At 71.9% G+C, this 21416-nt stretch carries 18 protein-coding genes; 11 read left to right on the plus strand and 7 right to left on the minus strand.

Features of this window, described 5'->3' with window-relative positions; translation table 11 throughout:
- Positions 1 to 29: 29 nt before the first annotated feature.
- On the plus strand, positions 30 to 1304 hold the full coding sequence (locus ACFQU3_RS18525; protein ID WP_385912461.1) for an MFS transporter: 1275 nt from the start codon (positions 30 to 32) through the stop codon (positions 1302 to 1304).
- Here ACFQU3_RS18525 and ACFQU3_RS18530 read toward each other — a convergent pair.
- Genes ACFQU3_RS18530 through ACFQU3_RS18545 form a run of 4 tightly spaced genes read right to left on the minus strand, consistent with a single transcriptional unit; the run spans position 1288 to position 5551 of the window.
- Entirely contained in the window at positions 1288 to 2520 is a 1233-nt protein-coding gene (locus tag ACFQU3_RS18530; RefSeq protein ID WP_385912463.1) for an ABC transporter permease, read from the minus strand. The two genes, ACFQU3_RS18525 and ACFQU3_RS18530, sit on opposite strands and share 17 nt — an antisense overlap.
- A complete protein-coding gene (locus ACFQU3_RS18535) occupies positions 2517 to 3443 on the minus strand; it encodes an ABC transporter ATP-binding protein (protein ID WP_385912465.1) in 927 nt (308 codons plus the stop codon). Before ACFQU3_RS18535 ends, ACFQU3_RS18530 begins: the two co-directional genes overlap by 4 nt.
- A gap of 36 nt (positions 3444 to 3479) precedes the next feature.
- A complete protein-coding gene (locus ACFQU3_RS18540; RefSeq protein WP_385912467.1) occupies positions 3480 to 4190 on the minus strand; it encodes a response regulator in 711 nt (236 codons plus the stop codon).
- Positions 4187 to 5551: a sensor histidine kinase gene (locus ACFQU3_RS18545; protein WP_385912469.1), complete on the minus strand. Its 1365-nt coding sequence runs from the start codon at positions 5549 to 5551 to the stop codon at positions 4187 to 4189. The genes ACFQU3_RS18540 and ACFQU3_RS18545 overlap by 4 nt, the downstream gene beginning before the upstream one ends.
- A gap of 94 nt (positions 5552 to 5645) precedes the next feature.
- Between ACFQU3_RS18545 and ACFQU3_RS18550 the strand changes: the two genes are divergently transcribed.
- Positions 5646 to 6773, plus strand: coding sequence for a M24 family metallopeptidase (locus tag ACFQU3_RS18550; RefSeq protein WP_385912471.1), 1128 nt, complete (start codon positions 5646 to 5648; stop codon positions 6771 to 6773).
- A gap of 96 nt (positions 6774 to 6869) precedes the next feature.
- On the opposite strand, the gene ACFQU3_RS18555 is transcribed toward ACFQU3_RS18550, so the two are convergent.
- A complete protein-coding gene (locus ACFQU3_RS18555) occupies positions 6870 to 8324 on the minus strand; it encodes an NAD(P)/FAD-dependent oxidoreductase (RefSeq protein WP_385912473.1) in 1455 nt (484 codons plus the stop codon).
- Between the two features lie 35 nt (positions 8325 to 8359).
- On the opposite strand from ACFQU3_RS18555, the gene ACFQU3_RS18560 reads away from it, so the two are divergent.
- The 6 genes from ACFQU3_RS18560 (at position 8360) to lysS (ending at position 15236) form a co-directional block, all read left to right on the plus strand.
- The gene (locus ACFQU3_RS18560; protein ID WP_385912475.1) at positions 8360 to 9214 is read left to right on the plus strand and encodes a GNAT family N-acetyltransferase; all 855 of its coding nucleotides are present in this window, start codon (positions 8360 to 8362) and stop codon (positions 9212 to 9214) included.
- Between the two features lie 120 nt (positions 9215 to 9334).
- Complete coding sequence (fbaA, locus tag ACFQU3_RS18565) at positions 9335 to 10363, plus strand: class II fructose-bisphosphate aldolase (protein WP_385912477.1); 1029 nt, start codon at positions 9335 to 9337, stop codon at positions 10361 to 10363.
- The gene (locus ACFQU3_RS18570) at positions 10360 to 10767 is read left to right on the plus strand and encodes a DUF3151 domain-containing protein (RefSeq protein WP_385912479.1); all 408 of its coding nucleotides are present in this window, start codon (positions 10360 to 10362) and stop codon (positions 10765 to 10767) included. Before fbaA ends, ACFQU3_RS18570 begins: the two co-directional genes overlap by 4 nt.
- Positions 10768 to 10942: 175 nt before the next feature.
- Positions 10943 to 11869: a hypothetical protein gene (locus ACFQU3_RS18575; RefSeq protein ID WP_385912481.1), complete on the plus strand. Its 927-nt coding sequence runs from the start codon at positions 10943 to 10945 to the stop codon at positions 11867 to 11869.
- Positions 11870 to 12053: 184 nt separating this feature from the next.
- Positions 12054 to 13364: an adenylosuccinate synthase gene (locus tag ACFQU3_RS18580; RefSeq protein ID WP_385912482.1), complete on the plus strand. Its 1311-nt coding sequence runs from the start codon at positions 12054 to 12056 to the stop codon at positions 13362 to 13364.
- 78 nt (positions 13365 to 13442) lie between these two features.
- Positions 13443 to 15236, plus strand: a complete 1794-nt coding sequence (gene lysS / locus ACFQU3_RS18585; RefSeq protein ID WP_385912484.1) for a lysine--tRNA ligase — start codon at positions 13443 to 13445, stop codon at positions 15234 to 15236.
- A gap of 560 nt (positions 15237 to 15796) precedes the next feature.
- On the opposite strand, the gene ACFQU3_RS18590 is transcribed toward lysS, so the two are convergent.
- The gene (locus ACFQU3_RS18590; protein WP_385912486.1) at positions 15797 to 18055 is read right to left on the minus strand and encodes a HelD family protein; all 2259 of its coding nucleotides are present in this window, start codon (positions 18053 to 18055) and stop codon (positions 15797 to 15799) included.
- A 127-nt stretch (positions 18056 to 18182) separates the two neighbouring features.
- Between ACFQU3_RS18590 and ACFQU3_RS18595 the strand changes: the two genes are divergently transcribed.
- Positions 18183 to 18806, plus strand: coding sequence for a GNAT family N-acetyltransferase (locus ACFQU3_RS18595; RefSeq protein ID WP_385912487.1), 624 nt, complete (start codon positions 18183 to 18185; stop codon positions 18804 to 18806).
- Between the two features lie 3 nt (positions 18807 to 18809).
- Here ACFQU3_RS18595 and ACFQU3_RS18600 read toward each other — a convergent pair whose 3' ends face one another.
- Positions 18810 to 19403, minus strand: a complete 594-nt coding sequence (locus tag ACFQU3_RS18600; RefSeq protein ID WP_385912489.1) for a DinB family protein — start codon at positions 19401 to 19403, stop codon at positions 18810 to 18812.
- A gap of 48 nt (positions 19404 to 19451) precedes the next feature.
- Here ACFQU3_RS18600 and purD point away from each other — a divergent pair, with 48 nt between their 5' ends.
- Together purD and ACFQU3_RS18610 are read left to right on the plus strand one after the other, a co-directional pair.
- Positions 19452 to 20729, plus strand: coding sequence for a phosphoribosylamine--glycine ligase (purD, locus tag ACFQU3_RS18605; RefSeq protein ID WP_385912491.1), 1278 nt, complete (start codon positions 19452 to 19454; stop codon positions 20727 to 20729).
- Between the two features lie 36 nt (positions 20730 to 20765).
- Positions 20766 to 21401 carry an RNA polymerase sigma factor gene (locus ACFQU3_RS18610; protein ID WP_385912493.1) on the plus strand — a complete coding sequence of 212 codons (636 nt, stop codon included), beginning with the start codon at positions 20766 to 20768 and terminating at the stop codon, positions 21399 to 21401.
- Positions 21402 to 21416 lie beyond the last annotated feature (15 nt).

Here is a 21416-nt window from a genome sequence, read left to right on the forward strand (position 1 = left end):
GGTCGGCATCGCGTAAGGAGACCACAGGCATGACGGGCGAGCTCGGGGGCGTGTCCAGGCATGCGGCATTCGTCCGTTTCTGGGTGGCCGATGCCGTGTCGAACCTCGGCACGTTCGTCTCGACCCTCGCGCTCCAGCTGCTCCTCATCGAGACGCTCGACGCGGACCAGGTGGCGCTCGGTGTCGTGCGCGCCGCGCAGTGGCTGCCGTACCTGCTCTTCGGCCTCGTCGCGGGCGTCGTCGTCGACCGGGTCCGGCGGCGTCCGTTGCTCATCGGGGCCGACGCGGTGTGCGCGGCACTCCTCGCGACGGTGGGCCTGCTCGCGCTGACCGGGCACCTCACGGTGCCGGTGCTCGCCGGGCTCGTCTTCGTCGTCGGGTCTGCGTCGATGTTCTTCAGCGCCGCCCACCAGTCGCTGCTGCCGACGATCGTCCCGGCATCGTCACTCGCCTCGGCGAACGCCCGTCTCTCCCAGACGTATGCGGCGACGCAGTCACTCGGTCCGCTCGTCGGCGGGGCCCTCGTGCGGCTGCTGTCCGCACCGGTGGCGGTCCTCGTCGACGCCGTGTCGTACGCCGTGTCGGCGCTCGTGCTCGCGACCGTCCGGGTGGACGAGCGCAGGCCCGAGGCGACCGGTCATGAGCACGACCGCCACCTGTGGACCGAGCTGCGCGAAGGGGCCCGCTGGGTCTACCGCCACGCGACGCTCGGTCCGTACGCGGTGTCGCTCCACCTGTGGTTCTTCGCCAACGCAGTGGTGACGACGGTCCTCGTCCACTACGCCACGACCGAGCTGCGGCTCGACGCCCTCGCGGTCGGACTCGTCCTGGCCGCTGCGGGCGTCACGGGTGTGCTCGGCGCGGGGCTCGCCCCACGGTTGGGGGTGCGGTTCGGCACCGGCCGTGTGATCACGGCCATGGAGTGGCTCAGCCCGGCGGCATACGCCCTGCTCCTGCTCGCGCAGCCGGGGCCGTATGCCGTCGTGTGGCCTCTCGCCGCCAACGCCCTCTTCGGTCTCGGGCTCGGGCTCAAGGGCCCGCTCGAGATGAGCTACCGCAACCTCGTGACCCCCGACCGGCTGAGGGGTCGCATGAACGCGACCATCCGGTCACTCAACTGGGGCTCGATCGCCGTCGCCGCACCACTCGGTGGCTGGGCTGCGGCCACGTGGGGCGACCGCACCGCGATCCTGGCCGGCGTCGTCGGGCTCGCGGTCTCGGCGGTCGTCCTCTGGTGCTCGCCCTACCGCCGGGTCACGGTGGAGGGCGAGCGGCCGGCGGTCACCGTCACTCCGGCGCGGTGAGCGCCTGCCTCCAGGACACGCGCCCGCGGGTCTGCAGGAGCGACCGGCGGTAGATCCGCTCGCCGAGCACGACCGTCGCCGCCGAGAACGCCGCCATGACCACGAGCGAGAGCGCCGGCTCCCACCAGGCTGCGTCACCCGAGAGGATGCGGCCCGGCATCGACACGACCGAGGCGATCGGCACGAACGACGCGACCTTGAGCGCGGTGCCGGTGAGACCGAAGCTCGCCACGTAGACGAACATGAGCACGATCGTCATGGGTGCCGTCGTCGACTGGAGGTCCTCGGTGCGCGAGGCGAGCGCGCCCGCCACGGCGTAGAGGCAGGCGAGGGCGAAGAACCCGACGGTGAAGAAGAGCACGAACCACACGACCGACGTCGACAGGCTGGGCAACAGCGTCGAGAACTCGGTGAACGAGACCGCGACGAGGCCGACGGCGGCGAAGAGGACGACCTGGCCGAGGGCGATGACGGAGTTGCCGACGACCTTGCCGGCGAGCAGCTGCCGGAGCGAGATCGCGGTCGCGATGATCTCGACGAGCCGTGACTGCTTCTCCTCGACGACGCTCGCCGCGATCTGCTGACCGAACATCATCGCGGCCATGAAGAACAGCAGCGCGAAGGCGAAGGTCGCGGCCTTGACGAAGCCGGTGTGCCCGAGCTGCCCGTCGAACCGGTTGGCGGTCAGGGTGGTTCCCTGCTCGAGCGCCTCGACGGTGGCGCCTGCCGCTGCGGCGTTGCGCTCGAGGGCGGTGCCGCGCAGGGCCCCCTCGACGGCCGTCCGCAGCACCCGGTCCGGGTCGTCGGCCGACGTCAGCACCCAGCCCGACGTCCCCTCGTGCAGCCACGCGTCCGCGTCGCCGGCATCCACGAGGGCGCGTGCCGCGGCCTCGCCGGTCACCTGCGTGGTCTCGATCGCGACCTTGTCGTCCGACTCCGTGACCGCGGACGCGGCGCGCTCGACGAGCTGCCTGCCGTCGGCCCCCTGCACGGCGACGGTGTAGGTCGTCGTGCGGCCGCTCTCCCACACCGAGAAGGCGCTGAACCCGGCGATGAACAGGACCGTGATGAGCGTCGAGACGAGGAAGGCGCGGTTCGTCAGGCGCACGACGACCTCGCGCGCGGCCACGACGACCCACGGCCGACCGGCGTCCCCGAACGCGTCGGCGTCGTCGGCGGTCATGTCGTCGAGGGGGCGCCGCTGGATGGTGGTCATGCCGTCACCTCCCGGTAGATCTGGGCCAGGCTCGGCCGCTGTGGCGAGAGCTCGTGGACCTCGCCGCGCCGCAGGGCCTCCTCGAGGAGCCCGCGTTCGGCGCCGTGCTCGACGACCTCGAGCAGTGCGGTCCGGCCCTCGACGTCGACGGCGTGGATGCCGGGCACACCACGGACCCAGCCGGCGTCGCCCGACAGGACGAGGCGGTGCCGCGTCACGGAGTGGGCGCGGAGGTCGTCGGGTGAGCCCGCAGCGACGATCCGGCCGCGGGCGAGCACGACGAGGCGCTCGCAGAGCCGCTCGACCAGGTCGAGCTGGTGGGACGAGAAGAGCACCGGCACGCCACGCGAGGTGTGCTCGCGCAGCAGGTCGGCCATGCTGTCGACGGCTGCCGGGTCGAGCCCGCTGAACGGCTCGTCGAGCACCAGCGCGCGCGGTCGGCCCATGAGCGCGGCGATGATCTGGACGCGTTGCTGGTTGCCGAGCGAGAGCTTCTCGACGTGGTCCTTGGCGCGCTCGGCGAGGCCGAGCCGCTCGAGGTGGGTGGTCACCGAGGCCCGCGCGGCCGAGGCGCCGAGGCCCCGGAGCCGACCGAGGTAGACGAGCTGGTCGAGCACCGGCTGCTTGGGGTAGAGGCCGCGCTCCTCCGGCATGTAGCCGAAGCGCCGCCGGTCGAGCCGCGTGATGGGCCGGCCGTCCCAGAGCACCTCGCCGGCCGTGGGGGACAGGACCCCCATGAGCATCCGCATCGTCGTCGTCTTGCCCGCCCCGTTGCCGCCGACGAAGCCCGTGAGCAGGCCCGCCGGGACGGTGAAGCTGACGTCGTCGACGGCCCGGATGTCGCCGAACGTCCGTGTGAGGTGGCGCAGCTCGACGTCGGCCGTCGCGCGTGGTCTGGTGAGTCGTTCCCCGTTGTCGCTCATGGCGGCAACGCTAGGCGGAACCCCATGTTCGGGGGATCAGCCCGACGGGTGACCCCGGGTCTCCCCCGGGAGGATGAGGCCCGCCTCGTAGGCGAGCACGACTGCCTGGACGCGGTCGCGCAGGTGCAGCTTGGCGAAGACGTTGGACAGGTGCGTCTTGACCGTGGCCTCGCCGAGGTGGAGACGCGAGGCGACCTCGCCGTTCGACAGGCCGCGGCCGACGAGCCCGAGCACCTCGAGCTCGCGGGGCGTGAGGTCGTCGAGGCGAGCGTCCCGGTGTGAGGCGACCGGTGCTTCGGTGCCGCCGCGCGACGTCATCTGCTCGATGACGCGCCGGGTCACCTGCGGCGCCAGGAGGGCGTGGCCGTCGGCCACGGTGCGCACCGCCTCGACGAGGTGCTCGGCGTCGGAGTTCTTGAGCAGGAAGCCGCTCGCCCCGGCGGAGAGCCCCGCGAAGACGTAGTCGTCGCGGTCGAAGGTGGTGAGGATGACGACCTTCGACAGCCCGTCGGCCACGATGCGTCGGGTCGCCTCGATGCCGTCCAACACCGGCATCTGCACGTCCATGAGGACGACGTCGGGCCGCAGCTCGCGGGCCAGGCGCACGGCCTCATCGCCGTCGCTGGCCTCGCCGACGACCTCCAGGTCGTCCTCCACCGAGAGGATGAGCGAGAAGCCCGAGCGCACGAGACGGTGGTCGTCGACGAGCAGGACGCGCGTCGGCCGCGCGGCACCGGCGCCGGTCACGACAGGTCCTCGGGGAGCGGCATCCGGACGCGGACGCGGTAGCCGCCCGTGACGCGCGGGCCGATCTCGCTGACACCGCCGTGGGCGGAGAGGCGCTCGCGGATGCCGAGCAGCCCGAGGCCGGTGCCCGACGTGCCGGTGCGTGGTCGGCCGTCGTCGAGCACCTCGACCTCGGCGTAGCCGTGCGCGAACCCCGGCTCCGGACGGCGGTCGACCCGGACGAACACCCTTGCGGCAGAAGCGGTCGAGTGTCGGCGCACGTTGGACAGCGCCTCCTGCACGGTTCGGTAGAGCGACAGACCGAGGGCGTCCGGGACGGCGCCGACGGCACCGGGGAAGTCCTCGACGACCGTGCACTCGACGCGTACGTCCGCGGTGGCCACCTGGTCGACCAGCGCCGGCACGTCGGTGAGACGAGGCTCGGGGGAACGCGCGTTGCCGGTGGGCGCCTCCTCGCCCGTGCGCAGCGTGCCGAGCAGCTCGCGCATCTGCGACACCGCCTCGCGCGACGACGTCTCGACGGAGCGCAGGGCGGCCTCGGCCGCGTCGGTGTCACGGCGCAGCACCCGCCGGGCGGCGGCTGCCTGGATGCCGATCACCGAGACGTGGTGCGCGACGACGTCGTGCAGCTCGCGCGCGATGCGCAGCCGCTCCTCGACGACGGCCTGCCGTTGCAGGCTCGAGGCCTGCTCGTCGATGGTACGGGCCTGCTCGGCGAGCCGGTCGCGCTGGAGGGCGGCCCGCCAGGCCGCCTGGCCGCCGAGGATCGCCCCACCGAAGTACAAGAGGTTGATGAGCAGCGTGTAGACGACGTAGGCCGCGGCGGGGCTGAAGAGACCCTGCCGGACCTGCGGCTCGCCGGTGTGGCTCATCGCCTCCTCGACCCCGCTGCCGACGGCGAACTGCCACGTCAGCCAGCCGAACATCAGCAGCACGATCCCGACGACGACCCAGACCATGGCGCGGCGGTCGCGGGCCCACGCGACGCCGGTGAAGAGGGCCACGAAGTAGACGACCTGCATGGGCACCGAAACGGCCACCGCCGGCATCGCCAGGCCGAAGCCGAACAGGTGCAGGGACAGCCCCGACGCGACGAGCAGCGGCCAGCGGCGCCTCCAGACGAGCGGGATCGTCCCGACCGCGACCGCGACGTGGGGCCAGGCCCACGAGTCCTGTAGCTGGCCGAGCGAGTCGATGCTGCGTAGCAGCTCGACGCCGAGTGATCCGGTGATGAGGAAGCACAGGGCGATCCACATGTCGACCCGACGCGCGTGTGCCGGATCCCCCGGCACCCGCTCCCACTCGGAGTCGGCGCCCGCCCACGTCTCGACGCGTTCGAGCAGCGTGCGACCCCGGGACATGCGGCCCAGCCTAGGCAGGGTCGCGTCCCGGCGGATCCGCCGGGAGGAGGAGCCAGTCGCCGGGTGGGCGGCGGGGCGGCGGTACCGTCGGCGCATGGCTGTCACCACCTCCGCCCTCGACGTCTCGACGATGCGCTCGCGGCTGGACCGGCTGCGTCGTCGCGCGGTCGACGCCGGGGTCGCGGCGACCGTCGTGTCGCCGGGGTCCGACCTGCGCTACCTCACGGGAGTGGCCGGCTCCTCCTTCGAGCGGCTCACCGCCCTCGTCGTACCGAGCGACGACGCGGTCGCGCCCGTCTTCGTCTCGCCCGCGCTCGAGTACGCCGGGCTGGGCCACGTGCCGCTCGGCGACCTCGGTGTCGAGGTACGCACCTGGGTCGACGGCGAGGACCCCTACGCCCTGGCGCTGGCTGGAGTGCCGAGCGGACGTGTCGCCGTCTCCGACATGACGCCCGCGCTGCACCTGCTCAGGCTGCGCGACGCGGGGGCGGCGGACCAGCAGCTTGCAGGCCCCGTGCTGCGCGAGCTGCGGATGCGCAAGGACTCCACCGAGCTCGCCGAGCTGCGCGCGGCGGGAGCGGCCATAGACCGCGTCCACGCGCGCGTCGGCGAGTGGCTCCGGGCGGGCCGCACCGAGGCCGAGGTCGCCGCCGACATCGCGGCCGCGATCGTCGAGGAGGGTCACGCGACGGCGGAGTTCGTCATCGTCGGCTCCGGGCCCAACGGCGCGAGCCCGCACCACTCCGTCAGCGACCGGGTCATCGAGGACGGTGACGTCGTCGTCGTCGACATCGGCGGCCCGCTGCCCTCGGGCTACGGCTCCGACAGCACCCGGACGTATGCCGTCGGGTCGCCGAGGGAGCCCGACGTGTCGGAGGCGTACGCCGCGCTGCAGGCGGCCCAGCTGGCCGCGGTCGACGCGGTCCGTCCCGGCGTGTCGTGCGCGGCCATCGACCGGGCCGCGCGTGACGTGCTCGCCGACGCGGGTCTCGCCGAGTACTTCATCCACCGCACGGGCCACGGCATCGGCCTCGACGGGCACGAGGAGCCGTACATCGTCGCGGGCAACGATCTGCCCGTCGAGCCCGGCATGACCTTCAGCATCGAGCCCGGTGTCTACCTCACCGGTCGGTGGGGCGCCCGCATCGAGGACATCGTCGCCGTGACCGCCGAAGGCGTCGAGCGGTTCAACACGAGGCCGACCGACCTCGTCGTCCTCTGACGTCGCCCCCACGCGCGGGTGCAAAGTGCCCACTCGACCCGGTTCGGTGGTCTCAACCCATCTCCCCAACGTCGAGTGGGCACTTTGCACCAGCGGTCAGGAGTCGAAGCCGATGCCGATCCGGTCGAGGGTCCGCAGCCACAGGTTGCGGCGGCCGGTCCGGTCCTCGGCAGCCAGCGACGAGCGCGTGGCCCGCACGGCGGCATACCGAATCGGCTCTGGCGGGAACGGGATCGGCTTGCGACGCACCATCCCCAGACGCGTCAGCTCCGTGTCTCGTCCATCGACGAGGTCGAGTGCGACCGCCGCACCGAACCGGGTCGAGGCGACGCCAAGCCCCGTGTAGCCGACGGCATACGCCATGCGGCCGCCGAGCGCGGTGCCGAAGACCGGCGTGAAGCGTGACGTGGCGTCGATGACGCCGGCCCAGCGATGCGTGAAACGGATGCCGTCGAGCTGCGGGAAGATGTCGGCGAAGTGGTCGGCCAGCAGCCCGTGCGAGGCGTCCGACTGCTCGAACCTGGGGTCGATGCGCCCGGGGAAGTGGTAGTTCGCGTCGTAGCCACCGAAGAGCACCCGGTCGTCGAGCGTCCTTCTGTAGTAATGGAACTGGTTGGCCGCATCGGTCAGTCCCTCGCGTCCTCGCCAACCGATCGACGCGAGCTGGGCGGGGGTCAGCGGCTCGGTCATGAGGACGTGGTCGTAGACGGGGAGCACCCACGCGTTGAAGCGGCGGAGCACGCCTCGCGAGGCGTTCGTGCCGATGACGACGCGGTCGGCGCGGATCGCTCCACCGTCGAGGGAGACCCGCACGCCGGCACCGTCGGAGTCGAACGCCGTTGCGCGCGTGTGCTCGTGGAGTCTGACGCCGAGCGACTCGGCCGCCCGCGCGAGGCCCCAGACCAGCCGCGCGGGGTCGACGAGTGCGACCTCGGGGTCGTACATCCCGGCCAGGTAGCGGGGCGAGTCCACCCGCGCCCGCGACCCGGCGGAGTCGAGCAGCTCGACCGGGACGCCGTGGCGGCGGTGGAGCTCGTACGACTCGCGCACCGCCGGCACCTGGAGCCGGGTCAGCGCCAGAGTCAGCTCGCCCGGCACGTGGAAGTCGGCGTCGATGCCGTATGCCGTCAGCGTCTTCTCGATGCCGGTGAAGTTCTCCGCCGCGAGCCGGTCGAGCGTCTCCATCTCGTCGGGCCAGCACACCACGCCCTGCGCGAGACCGTGCGTGAGCGACGGGGCCACGAACCCGCCGTTGCGCCCGGACGCCCCGTCGGCGAGCCTCCCGGCCTCGATGACGACGACGTCGCGGGCGGGGTCGGCCTCCTTGGCCTGGATGGCGGCCCACAGGCCGGTGAACCCGCCGCCGACCACGAGCAGCTCGGTGCGGGCCGTGGTCCCGGTGAGGCGCGGACGCGGTTCAGGCCGCTCCGCGCGGTCGGTCCAGAACGGCACCGGCCGGGCATCGGCCAGCGCAGCGGCTGCGCGCTCGCTGAGGGGACCCGATGACCGACCGGGGTCGCGGGACGAGGTGCGGTGAGGGGAAACGCGCATGACGAGACGGATTCGACCATGCTTGGCTGGTGCCTGTGAACCCCAGTTCGTTCCAGAGCGATGGTGGACAGGCGAGCTCCGACCTCATGTCGAGCCTCACACCGGAGGAGCTGCTGCGCGTCTTCCACGACCAGACGCGCGCGCCCGTGCCGCTCGGGACTGCCGCGCGACCCATCGAGCTCGACGGCCCGGTTCGCAAGCAGTACGACGTCGACCCCACAGGCCACTTCGCGATGGTCGAGAGTCCCGACGGCCTCGGCGACGACCCCGACGGGCTCATCGCCCGCGTCCGCGACTTCTTCGCCGACCGCGGCCAGCGCGTCGAGTGGAAGACGTACGACTACGACGGCCCCGCCGACCTCGGCGGCCGACTCGTCGCGGCCGGCTTCGTGCGCCAGGACGACGAGGCGCTCATCCTCGGCGAGGCGGCGCCGCTCGCGGCCCAGGACATCGACCTGCCCGACGGGCTCGTCGTCCGCGCGGCCGACGACTTCGCCGACTTCGCCCGGATGCGCACGATGTCCGAAACCGTCTGGGGCGAGTCCCAGGCCTGGGTCACCGAGTCGCTCTACCCGGACTGGGTCGCCCGCCCCGAGTCCATGGACGTCGTCGTCATCGAGGAGTCGCGCGACGGGCCGGTGCTCTGCGCGGCGCGTGGCGAGTACGACTCGAGCGGCTTCACCGGTCTCTGGGGCGGGTCAACCCTGGCCGGCTGGCGCGGCAGGGGCCTCTACCGGGCCACGCTGCTCCACCGTGCCAGGCTCGGGCTCGAGCGCGGCAAGGACTACGTCCGCGTCGACGCCTCGCCCGACTCCGAGCCGATCCTGCGCCGACTCGGCCTGCACCGGGTCGCGACGACGACGCCGTACGTCTTCGACCCGCGCGCCTGACGCCCGACGAGCCGCTGAGCGGACGCTCACCGGTGGGTGGGCACCCGTGGGCAGGTGGCGGCATACGTGGCAGGATTCACGGCGGATCGTGAACCAGATCACTCAACAGCAGGAGTAGCAATGCCCATCGCCACCCCCGAGGTGTATGCCGACATGCTCGACCGCGCGAAGGCTGGCTCCTTCGCGTACCCCGCCATCAACGTGTCGAGCTCGCAGACGCTCAACGCGGCCCTCCAGGGCTTCGCCGACGCGGGCTCCGACGGCATCATCCAGGTCTCGACCGGCGGCGCCGAGTACCTCTCCGGCCCGAACATCAAGAACATGGTGAGCGGCTCGCTCGCCTTCGCGGCCTACGCCGAGGAGGTCGCGAAGAACTACCCCGTCAACATCGCGCTGCACACCGACCACTGCCCGAAGGACAAGCTCGACGGCTTCGTCCGCCCGCTCCTCGCCGCGTCGACCGAGCGCGTGAAGGCCGGCGGCAACCCCTGGTTCCAGTCGCACATGTGGGACGGCTCGGCCGTGCCGCTCGACGAGAACCTCTCGCTCGCGCGCGAGCTGCTCGACCTCGCCAAGCAGGCCAACGTCGTCCTCGAGATCGAGGTCGGCGTCGTCGGCGGCGAGGAGGACGGCGTCGCCCACGAGATCAACGACAAGCTCTACTCGACGCCCGAGGACGCCATCGCGACGGTCCAGGCCCTCGGCGCCGGTGAGAACGGCCGCTACCTGACGGCGCTCACGTTCGGCAACGTCCACGGCGTCTACAAGCCCGGCAACGTCAAGCTGCGCCCGGAGGTGCTCCTCGAGGCGCAGAAGGCGGCCGCCAAGGAGCTCGGCCTGTCGGAGGACGCGCGCCCCTTCGACCTCGTCTTCCACGGCGGCTCGGGCTCGCTGCCCGAGGAGATCTCGGCGGCCGTCGACTTCGGTGTCATCAAGATGAACGTCGACACCGACACGCAGTACGCCTTCACGCGGCCGATCGCCGACTGGATGATCTCCGGCTACGCGGGCGTGCTCAAGGTCGACGGCGAGGTCGGCAACAAGAAGCAGTACGACCCGCGTGCGTGGGGCAAGGCCGGCGAGGCCGGCATGGCCGCGCGCATCGTCGAGGCCTGCACGGCGCTGCGGTCGGCGGGCACGCACCAGTGAGCGACAACCTGCTCGGCATCCCGGAGACGCGGCTCGCCGTCGACCCTGCCGCCGAGAAGCTCGACTCCGGGGTCGACCCGGTGACGGTCGCCTCCACCCACCCGTCGAGCTCGCTCGCGTGGGCGGTGCTCGCCGAGGACGCTCTCGCCGAGGGTGACCGCGACGTCGAGGCGTACGCGTATGCCCGCACCGGCTACCACCGCGCCCTCGACGCGCTGCGCAAGTCGGGCTGGCGCGGCCAGGGCCCGGTGCCGTGGTCGCACGAGCCCAACCGTGGGTTCCTGCGCGCGCTCGCCGCGCTCGCCCGCGCCGCGCGCGCGATCGGCGAGACCGACGAGGAGGCGCGCTGCGCCCAGTTCCTCCGCGACTCGAGCCCCGAAGCCGCGCGCGAGCTCGGCTTCTGACCGACAGGCTCGACCCGATCCGGTGACCCCGGTTCGATCCCGCGACATATCGCCCGATCGAACCGGGGTCAGCCGCTTGAGCCGTTGTCCCCATCCCCGAATCGCGGGGGCCGGCCGTCCACAGCCGGCCGCCGGTGCCTTTCCGGACGGGACTCTGTCGCGGAACTGTCACGGCATGGACCTCACCCTGATCGCCCGCGACGACGTGTTCCCCCTGTCCCGCGCCCGCGCGGCTGGGATCGACCAGGCGGAGCTGCGCGCGTTGCTGCGTGCTGGACGCTGCCACCGCCTCCACCACGGGTGGTTCTCGACCCGCGCGCCGGCCGACGACGAGGATCACCACCGACTGCGGCTGGCCGCGCTGCTGCAGCAGTACGCCGGGGTCGCGGTCGCCAGTGACGCGTCGGCCCTGCTCCTGCTGGGTCTGCCCACCTACGAGCCGGACTGGGCGGTGGCGCACCTCATGCGGACCCGTCCAACAGGCAAGGCACACGCCAAGCCTGGCCTCATCGTCCGTCCGGCCCTCGAACATCCGGACGCCCATCGCCTGCCAGGCACGTCGCACACGGTCCATCCCGCCGTGGCTGTCGCCCTCGCCGGACTGAGGCACCCGTGCTCGTTCCTCGTGCCGGCTGACGCAGCGTTGGGTCGAGGGCTCGTCAGCGCCGATGCGCTCCAGCTCGGCGCCGACGTCCTCGGCCGCCGGCCCGGCATCAGCCGAGTGCGTGCCGCGCTGCCGCTGTGTGACGCGAGGCACGAGTCCGCAGGGGAAACCGTCACTGCGTGGGTGCTCCGGCAGCTTGGCTACCGTGCCGTCCCGCAGTACGCGGTGCCGGACACGGGCACCTGGACTCCGGGCGGCCTTGGCTACCGGGCCGACTTCGGAATCGTGGGGACGCGCGTGCTCGTCGAGTTCGACGGACGGCTGAAGTACCGCAGCGAGAAGGACCTCTGGGACGAGAAGCAGCGGGAGGACCGCATACGCTCGCTCGGGTGGGAGGTCGTACGGCTCACCTGGGGTGACCTGCGGCATCCGGAGCGCGTGCGTGCGCTCGTCGACGCGGCGCTTCAGCGGGCCCACCGCGCTCGACGTCCTGCCTGACGGCTCCCGCGACCGCGCGTCGATGGGTCGCCTTCGGTTCGTTCCGGCGAGATGTCGCCCGAACGAAGCGCGCTCGCGGGTTCGAGGAAAGTCGCCCGCTACCCACCACTGGGCGCGGTCTGGGGCAGGGGTCTCGAACCGATAACCTTGCGTTTGGCTTGGACCACAACCGGAAGGCAGACCGATGCCGGCAATCGTGCTCGTCGGAGCGCAGTGGGGTGACGAGGGCAAGGGCAAGGCGACCGACCTGCTGGGCAGCAGCGTCGACTACGTCGTCAAGTTCAACGGCGGCAACAACGCCGGCCACACCGTCGTCATCGAGAAGAACGGCAAGCGCGAGAAGTACGCGCTGCACCTGCTGCCGTCCGGCATCCTCAGTCCGAACTGTGTCCCGGTCATCGGCAACGGCGTCGTCATCGACATCTCCGTCCTCTTCGAGGAGCTCGATGGCCTCGAGGCCCGTGGCGTCGACACGAGCAAGCTGCAGGTCAGCGCCAACGCGCACATCATCCCGCCGTACAACCGGACGCTCGACAAGGTGACCGAGCGCTTCCTGGGCAGCCGCCGCATCGGCACCACCGGCCGCGGCATCGGGCCGACCTACGCCGACAAGATGAACCGCATCGGCATCCGCGTCCAGGACCTCTACGACGAGGGCATCCTGCGGCAGAAGGTCGAGGCGGCCCTCTCCGTCAAGAACCAGGTCCTGGCCAAGATCTACAACACGCGTGCCGCCGACGTCGACGAGGTGGTCGCCGAGCTCCTGTCGTATGCCGCCCGCCTCGCTCCCATGGTCACCGACACGGCGCTCGAGCTGGGTCGCGCCCTCGACCGGGGCGAGACCGTGCTCTTCGAGGCCGGTCAGGCCACGCTCCTCGACGTCGACCACGGCACCTACCCCTACGTCACGTCGAGCAATGCGGTCGCGGCCGGTGCGTGCACCGGGTCCGGCGTCCCGCCGACGCGCATCGACTCGGTCATCGCCATCCTCAAGGCCTACACGACGCGCGTGGGTGAGGGCCCGTTCCCGACCGAGCTGCACGACGACATGGGTGAGTTCCTCCGCAAGACCGGTGCAGAGTTCGGCGTGACCACGGGACGTCCCCGCCGGTGTGGGTGGCTCGACGTCGTCATCGGCCGCTACGCCCAGCGCATCAACGGGGTCACCGACTTCGTCATCACCAAGCTCGACATCCTCACCGGCCTCGACAAGGTGCCGATCTGCGTCGCCTACGACGTCGACGGCGTCCGACACGACGAGATGCCGGTCAACCAGACGGACTTCCACCACGCGAAGCCGATCTACGAGGAGCTGCCCGGCTGGTGGGAGGACATCACCCACTGCCGCCGGTTCGAGGACCTGCCCCCCAACGCCCAGGCCTACGTGCTGCGCGTCGAGGAGCTCATCGGGGCGCGCGTGTCGGCGATCGGTGTCGGCCCGGGGCGCGACGAGATCATCGAGCGCTTCCCGCTCAAGCCCGCCGTCGCCAGCTGACGCCATCGCGGCGTCACGGACGTCAAGGGCGTCACGAGGCACACGGCATACGACAGCGTTTGGAGAAGAAGGACATCCATGTCTGAACTGGTCGCCCCGCTCGACTGGGTCACCCGTCTGGCCGACGAGGTGGTCGCGGAGGCGCAGGAGCGCAACCCCGGCGAGACCATCGTGTGCGCGTCGGGCATCAGCCCGTCCGGCCCGATCCACCTCGGCAACTTCCGCGAGCTCATCACGCCGCACCTCGTGGCCGACGAGATCAAACGGCGCGGCATCCCGTGCGAGCACCTCCTCAGCTGGGACGACTTCGACCGCTTCCGTCGCGTGCCGAAGAACCTCGCCGGCGTCGACGACTCCTGGGAGCGGTACATCGGTATGCCGCTGACCTCGGTGCCGCCGCCCGCCGGGTCGCCGCACGCCAGCTGGGCCGACCACTTCAAGGCGCCGCTGCTCGAGGCCATGGCGGCGACGGGCATCGAGGTGCGCGAGATCAGCCAGACCGAGCAGTACCGCGCGGGCGTCTACCGCGAGCCGGTGCTCCTCGCGATGCGCGAGCGCACCGCCATCGACAAGGTGCTCGACCAGTACCGCACGCTCGAGGCCGTCGAGGCCGCGCGCCGGAAGACGACCGGCAAGGGCAAGGGCGGCAAGGGCGGCGGCAAGGGCGGCGGCAAGGCCGCGACGCTCACCGAGGAGCAGGCCGCCGCCGCGACCGAGGCCGAACGCGGCTCGGGCGCCGCCCTGGAGGACGACGGCAGCGAGGGCAAGGCCGGCTACTTCCCGTACAAGCCGTTCTGCACCGTGTGTGGCACCGACTTCACCACGGTCACGGCCTACGACGACGACAGCCACGAGCTGACCTACGACTGCACGAAGTGCGGCCACACCGAGACCGTCGACCTCGACACCTTCACGAACGGCAAGCTCGTGTGGAAGGTCGACTGGCCGATGCGGTGGGCCCACGAGCACGTCATGTTCGAGCCGTCCGGCGTCGACCACCAGAGCCCGGGGTCGAGCTTCGTCGTCGGCAAGGACCTCGCGCCGATCTTCGGCTGGGAGCGTCCCGTCGGCCCGATGTACGCCTTCGTCGGCATCGCGGGCATGGCCAAGATGAGCTCGAGCAAGGGTGGCGTGCCGATCCCGAACGACGCCCTCGAGGTCATGGAGGCGCCAGTGCTGCGGTGGATCTACGCGCGACGCCGACCCAACCAGAGCTTCGACGTCGCCTTCGGTCCCGAGCTGCAGCGTCTCTACGACGAGTGGGACGCCCTGGGCCGGAAGGTCGCCGACGGTACGGCCCAGTCCGGTGACCTCGCCGCGCACCTGCGCGCGACGTCGACTGCGACGGCCACCCTGCCGGCCACGCCACGTCCGATGCCGTTCCGCACCATCGCGTCGGTCATCGACGTGACGCAGGGCGACGAGGACCAGGCGGTCCGCATCCTGTCCGACCTCGACCCCGACAACCCGGTCGAGTCGACGGACGACCTGCGCCCGCGGCTCGACTGCGCCGAGCGGTGGATGCTCGGCTACGTGCCGGCCGAGGACCGCACCGTCGTGCGCACCGCCCCCGACACCGAGCTGCTCGGCTCGCTCGACGAGCAGCAGCGCGACTCGCTGCGCCTGCTCGTCGACGGGCTGGACGACCACTGGTCTCTCGACGGGCTGACCCACCTCGTCTACGGCGTGCCGAAGATCCAGCGCGGCATCGACCCCGAGGCCAAGGTCAAGGACCCCGAGCTGTCAGCCGCCCAGCGCGCGTTCTTCGCCCTCGTGTACCGGCTGCTCGTCAGCAAGGACACCGGGCCGCGTCTGCCGACTCTGCTCCTCGCCGTCGGCGCCGACCGCGTGCGGACCCTCCTCGGCCACTGACCCGAGCCGGCGTCGAGTGGGCACTTTCACCCGCCGCCCCACCTGGACGAAGGTCGAGTGGGAACGTGCATCCGGGTGAAAGTGCCCACTCGACCCACGAACGGTCGAGTGGGCACTTTCATTCGCACATGCGCCTGACGGCACACGGAACGGGCCCGGACATGGGAGCGGGCGAGGGGCGAGATGCAGGGGGGTTGCATCTCGTCCCTCGCCCGGTGCGTCGTCCACATTGGGGGGCGGGACTTCGCCAAACGCCAAGGGTCTCAGGGGGGAGGAGACGGCGGGGAGGGTAGGTTCGCACGCCCTGGCGTTGGACCAATCATCCCCCGCAGTCGGGGTTCAGTCGATGGTTCGAGCAATCCTTGAACAACTCTTTACCTAGGTGGAAACGGGTGCCTGCAGCGCATCCTGCGGGCACATCCGGTGAGCACCTGACAACGGGCGACACGAGCCGTCCACGACGGTGAAGTCTGCGGCGACCAGCTCGGAAATCAGGATCACGCAATCCGGACAGGCCGTCCGCCCACCGGGCACCGCCCGCATCCTGCGTCAAGAGCGGATCAGGACAGGACGGTCATCCGGTGCGCGGCGCGCGTCAGGGCGACGTATAGGACACGGACGCCACCGGGCGACTCGCGGGTGATCTCGTCGGGGTCCACGACGACCGTGGCGTCGTACTCGAGGCCCTTCGTCGACATCGGGTCGACGACCTGGACGCGGCCCTCGCCGAGCTCGGTCACCGGCGCGAGCGCGGCCGCGTGGAGGGCCGGCGTGACGACCGCGATGGCGCCCTCGACCTGCGTGAGCAGCTCGACCACGGCGGCGCGGACCGACGAGAACGGGTCGGTGCCGAGGGCGCCCTCGACGGGCTCGACGCCGGTCTCGCGGACAGCCTGCGGGATGTCGGCGTCGGGCACCTCGCGGCGCACGACCTCGGCGGCGTAGTCGAAGATCTCGCGAGCGTTGCGGTAGTTCGTGTCCATGTGGAAGAGCTGCCGCGCCTGCGAGCCGAAGGCCTCCTCGCGCGCGTCGGCCGCTTCGGCGGCATCGGGCCACGACGCCTGCGCCGCGTCGCCGACGACGGTCCAGGACGCGTGGCGACCCCGGCGGCCGATCATCCGCCACTGCATGGGGGAAAGGTCCTGCGCCTCGTCGACGAGCACGTGGGCGTACTCGTCGGGCTTGCCGATGCGGCCGGCGAGGAGGCGTTCGCGCGGATCGGTGAGCACCAGCGGCGCGTGGTCACGCGCGGCGCTGACGACGGGCTGCACCTCGGTCACGCCGTACTGGCTGAGGTCGTCGAGCTCCTCGATCTCGTAGAAGCCACGCTCCTCCTGCGGGGCCTCCTGCACGGGCCCGACCCGCCCAGCGACGTCGTCGACGAGCGCGACGTCGGCGACCGACCACGTGCCGGTCTCGAGCGCGAGGCGGAAGGACGCGGAAAGAGCCTCGACCTCGTCGTCGCGCAGTGTCCCGCGGGCGTGCCGGCGCACGAGAGCGGGGTCACCGAGCCAGAGCAGCACCTCGCGCGGGTCGACCTGCGGCCACCACGCCTGCAGGAACGCCTCGACGTCGAGGTGGTCCTCCCACCTGTCGAGGAACTCGGCCTTGGCCTCGCGCTCGCCCGTGATGCCGAGCGAGGCCCAGGCGGCCTCGCCGAGGGCAGCCTGTGCGGCAGCCGTGGCCGTGTTGCGCTGGTGCTGGCGCAGGACCTGCGAGCGCACCCGGTCGAGGTCGCGCGCCTCGAGACGCACGGGCCGCCCGGCGACCATCGCGCGGAACTCGGTCGGTGCGTCGGGGACCCGGCCGCGGGACGCGGCCCCCAGCAGCGTGCGGATGCGGGTGGAACCCTTGACTCGTGCGACCGCCGGGGGGTCGAGGCGCTCGGTGTGCACGACGTCGAGCACGTCGCCGAGGGCGCGCAGGATGACACTCTCCTCGCCGAGCGAGGGGAGGACGCGCTCGATGTAGGCCGTGTAGGCGCCCGACGGGCCGACGACGAGGATGCCACCCGACTCGAACCGGCGCCGGTCGGAGTAGAGAAGGTACGCCGCCCGGTGCAGCGCGACGACCGTCTTGCCGGTGCCGGGGCCTCCCGTGATCTCGGTGACGCCACGAGCGCTCGCGCGGATGGCCTCGTCCTGGTGGGCCTGGATCGTCGCGACGATGTCGCGCATGCGCTCGCCGCGACTACGGGTCAACGCGGCCATGAGGGCGCCGTCGCCGACGACGACGAGGTCGTCGGGTGCCTCGGGGACCATGAGGTCGTCCTCGACGCCGATGACGGTCGTGCCGCGGCTGCGCAGCACGCGACGGCGCAGCACCCCCATCGGCTGCGTCGGGGTCGCCCGGTAGAAGGCAGAGGCGGCCGGGGCGCGCCAGTCGATGACGAGCGGCTCGTAGTCGTCGTCGCGGACGCCGAGGCGTCCGATGTAGCGGACCTCGCGGTCCTCGCTCGCCGCGTCGGAGGCCGGGCGGTAGCCGTTGCCGGACACGTCGCCGGTGCCGGCGGCGGCAGCGGCCCGCAGCATCGCGTGGTCGATGTCGAGCCGACCGAAGACGAGACCCTCGTGCTGCGTGTCGAGCGCGGTGCGCCGCTTGGCAGCGTGGAACATCAGGGCGTCGCGCTCGAAGAGCCCGGCGCCCTCGGCGTCGCCGACCTCGACGGACCGGCCGAACTGCCCGCGCGCCAGGCCCTCGGCCTGCACGACGTCGGCCCGCAGGCCCGCCTTCCCGAGCTCCTCGTGGACGCGGTCGACGTGGGCCTGCTCGACGGCGATCTCGCGGGCGAGCTCGTCGGGGATGCTCTTGGTCGCCACCGACGAGACATCGCGCGATCGGGACGCGCTGCTCCGCTGGGACGATGCGTTCGAAGTGCTCACTGACATCCAAGGACTCGAGGGACGCCTGAGGCGGCGCGGGAACCATCAAGTCTACTGTCATGTCATGCCAACCACGCCCTGTGTCCCGCCCACCGGCGCGCCGCTCGTCGGCCGGGTCGTCCGCCTCGACCTGACGACCCCGGACGACGCTGCCGAGCTCTTCGCCGTCTACTCCGACCCGCGCTGCTACGAGCAGGGTTACGCGATGTCGGCGCCCCACGAGACCGTCGCCGAGACGGAGGCCCTCGTGGCCGCGGCGGTGGCGTCGCGCGAAGCCGGCCGGACGGCATACACGATCCGGCTCGTCGCCGACGGAGAGCTCGGCCCGGCCGGCACGGTCGTGGGGACCAGCTCGCTCGGCGACGTCGACACGGTGCGTGAGCACGTGCACCTCGGGTGGACGATGTACGGCTCACGCTGGTGGGGCACGGCCGTCAACCCGGAGAGCAAGCTGCTGCTGCTGGAGCACGCCTACGACACGTGCGGGTTCGGCCGCGTCAAGATCCAGACCGACGTCATCAACGCACGCTCCCGCGCCGCGATACTCAAGCTCGGCGCGACCTTCGAGGGGATCACGCGGCGGGACGTGAGGCGTGCGGACGGGTCCTGGCGCGACTCGGCGGTGCACTCGATCCTCGTCGACGAGTGGCCCCGCGTCCGTGAAGGGCTGCTCGCCCGGCTCGCGTGATCCTCAGCGGTACGCCTCGGCCGCGGCCTGCACCTTCGCGACGTAGGCGACCCACCAGTCGCGGTCGACGTCGGGCAGGTTGTCGCGCCCCTGGAAGCGGCCGGCTGCACCGTCGATCAGCTCCCGCAGGATGTCGGCGTGGCCGGCGTGACGGGCGGTCTCGGCGACGAGGTGGCCGAGGACGAACCGGACGTCGACGTGGGCCCGCTCCTCCGGCCAGTGCGGCACGCGGCCCATCGTGTCCAGGCCGAGCGCGACCGTGCGGTCGCCGTGCCGCCACGCCTCGCGGTAGAGGTCGACGACCTCTTCGCGCGACTCATCGGCGCGGGCATACATGTCGTCGTTGAGCTCCGCGCCGTCGGCCCACGCCGGCAGCTGGCGGTCCGCGGGGCGGCCGAACGTGGCGCCGAGATAGCCGAACTCGACGTACGCGAGGTGCTTGACGAGTCCGAGGAGGTTCGTGCCCGTCGGCGTCAGCGGTCGACGCGTGTCGTACTCCGACAGGCCGTCGAGCTTCCACAGCACCGCGTCGCGGTGCGCCTGGAGGGTCTGCACGAGCCACGCGCCGTGGTCGGGGGCCGGGTGGGTGTTGGGCACCGAGACAGCGTGGCAGCCACGGGTGGGTCAGCCAATAGGCTGTCGGCCGTGAAGGTCCTCGTACTCGGCTCCGGCGCCCGTGAACACGCACTCGTCAAGGCCGTCGCGGCCGATCCCGAGGTCGATGCGGTGATCGCCGCGCCCGGCAACCCGGGCATCGACGCGACCGCGCTCTGCGTCCCCGTCGACATCCTCGACGGTGCTGCGGTGGCGGCGCTGGCGCGCGAGCACGAGGTCGACCTCGTCATCGTGGGCCCCGAGGCGCCGCTCGTCGCAGGCGTCGCCGACGTATGCCGTGAGTCCGGCCTCGCCGTCTTCGGCCCCTCCGCCCAGGCCGCCCGCCTCGAGGGCAGCAAGGCCTTCGCCAAGGAGGTCATGGCCGCAGCCGACGTCCCGACCGCGCTGGCCCACGTGTGCACGACCCTCGACGAGGTGGAGGCAGCGCTCGACGCGCTGGGCGCCCCCCACGTCGTCAAGGACGACGGCCTCGCCGCCGGCAAGGGCGTCGTCGTCACGGACTCTCGCGAGGCCGCCGTCGAGCACGCCCGCAGCTGCCTCGCCAAGGCCGACGGCCGCCTCGTCGTCGAGGAGTTCCTCGACGGGCCGGAGGTCTCCGTCTTCTGCGTCAGCGACGGCGAGACCGTCGTCGTCTTCTCGCCGGCCCAGGACTTCAAGCGCGTCGGAGACGACGACGCCGGTCCGAACACCGGCGGCATGGGCGCCTACTCACCACTCGAGTGGGCGTCGCCAGGGCTCGCCGACGACATCGTCGCGCGGGTCGCGCAGCCGACGATCGACGAGATGCGCCGCCGCGGCACACCCTTCGTGGGCGTCCTCTACGTCGGGCTCGCGCTGACGTCCCGCGGCCCCAAGGTGATCGAGTTCAACGCGCGCTTCGGTGACCCCGACGGGCAGGCGTCGATCGCGCGCCTCGAGACGCCCTTCGCGCAGCTCCTCTTCGCGGCGGCCACCGGCGGCCTGGCCGACTTCGGGCGGCTCCGGTGGTCGAGCGACCATGCCGTCGTCGTCGTCATCGCGTCGGACGGCTACCCCGCGTCTCCGCGGACGGGCGACCCGATCATCGGGCTCGACGCCGCTGCCGAGGTGCCCGGCGTCGTCGTCCTCCACGCGGGCACCGCGCTCGACGAGAGCGGCACGCTGGTGTCCGCGGGTGGGCGGGTCCTCGACGTCGTCGCCGTGGCGCCCTCGCTCGCGAAGGCGAGGCGGGCGGCATACGACGCCGTGGACGTCATCGAGCTCGACGGGTCGCATCACCGCACCGACATCGGGCTGCGCGCAGAACGAGGCGAGATCGCGGTCGGCTGAGGCGAACCGTCCGGGCTGAGCCGGACTCTCCTTGGCATGAGCACGACGACTGCGATCCGAGGAGGGGCGATGACGGAATCCGGCGGCGCGCTGGACGACCGAGGGCTGTGGTCGCGGCTGGCCGACGCCGACGGCGCGGCGCTCACGGAGCTGTACCGGCGGCACTGCGATGCCGTGTACAACTTCGCGTTCCGGCGCACGGCGTCCTGGGCGGCTGCGGAAGACGTCGTGCAGGCGACCTTCACCGCCGTGTGGCGACGAGCCCGCAACGGCACGGTGGACCAGCTGCGGGCCGAGACGGCGCGGGCCGTGCTGCTCGTGATGGCGGGGCAGGAGTGCGCCAACGTCGCGCGCTCGGCTCGGCGGCAGCGGCTGCTACACGGGCGGATCGAGGCGGACGCCGGTGGCGCTGTCTCGGCCGACCATGCTTCCTCCACTGCGGCGCGCGTCGACGACGAACGGCAGATGAGCGAGGTGCACCGCGCCCTGAAGCGCATCCCGGCGGTACAGCGCGAGGCGATCGAGCTGGTCGTCTGGTCGCACTGCTCCATGGCCGAGGCGGCTGGCGCGCTCGGCGTCTCGGAGGGGACCGTGAAGTCCCGTCTGCACCGGGCTCGCCGGAGCCTCACCAACGTGATCGAGATCGATGCCCTCAAGGAGGCCCTGTCATGAACCTGCCCATTCCCC

Origin of the sequence: Terrabacter sp. GCM10028922, from assembly GCF_042666095.1 — a bacterium.
In the GTDB taxonomy this organism is placed as follows: domain Bacteria; phylum Actinomycetota; class Actinomycetes; order Actinomycetales; family Dermatophilaceae; genus Terrabacter.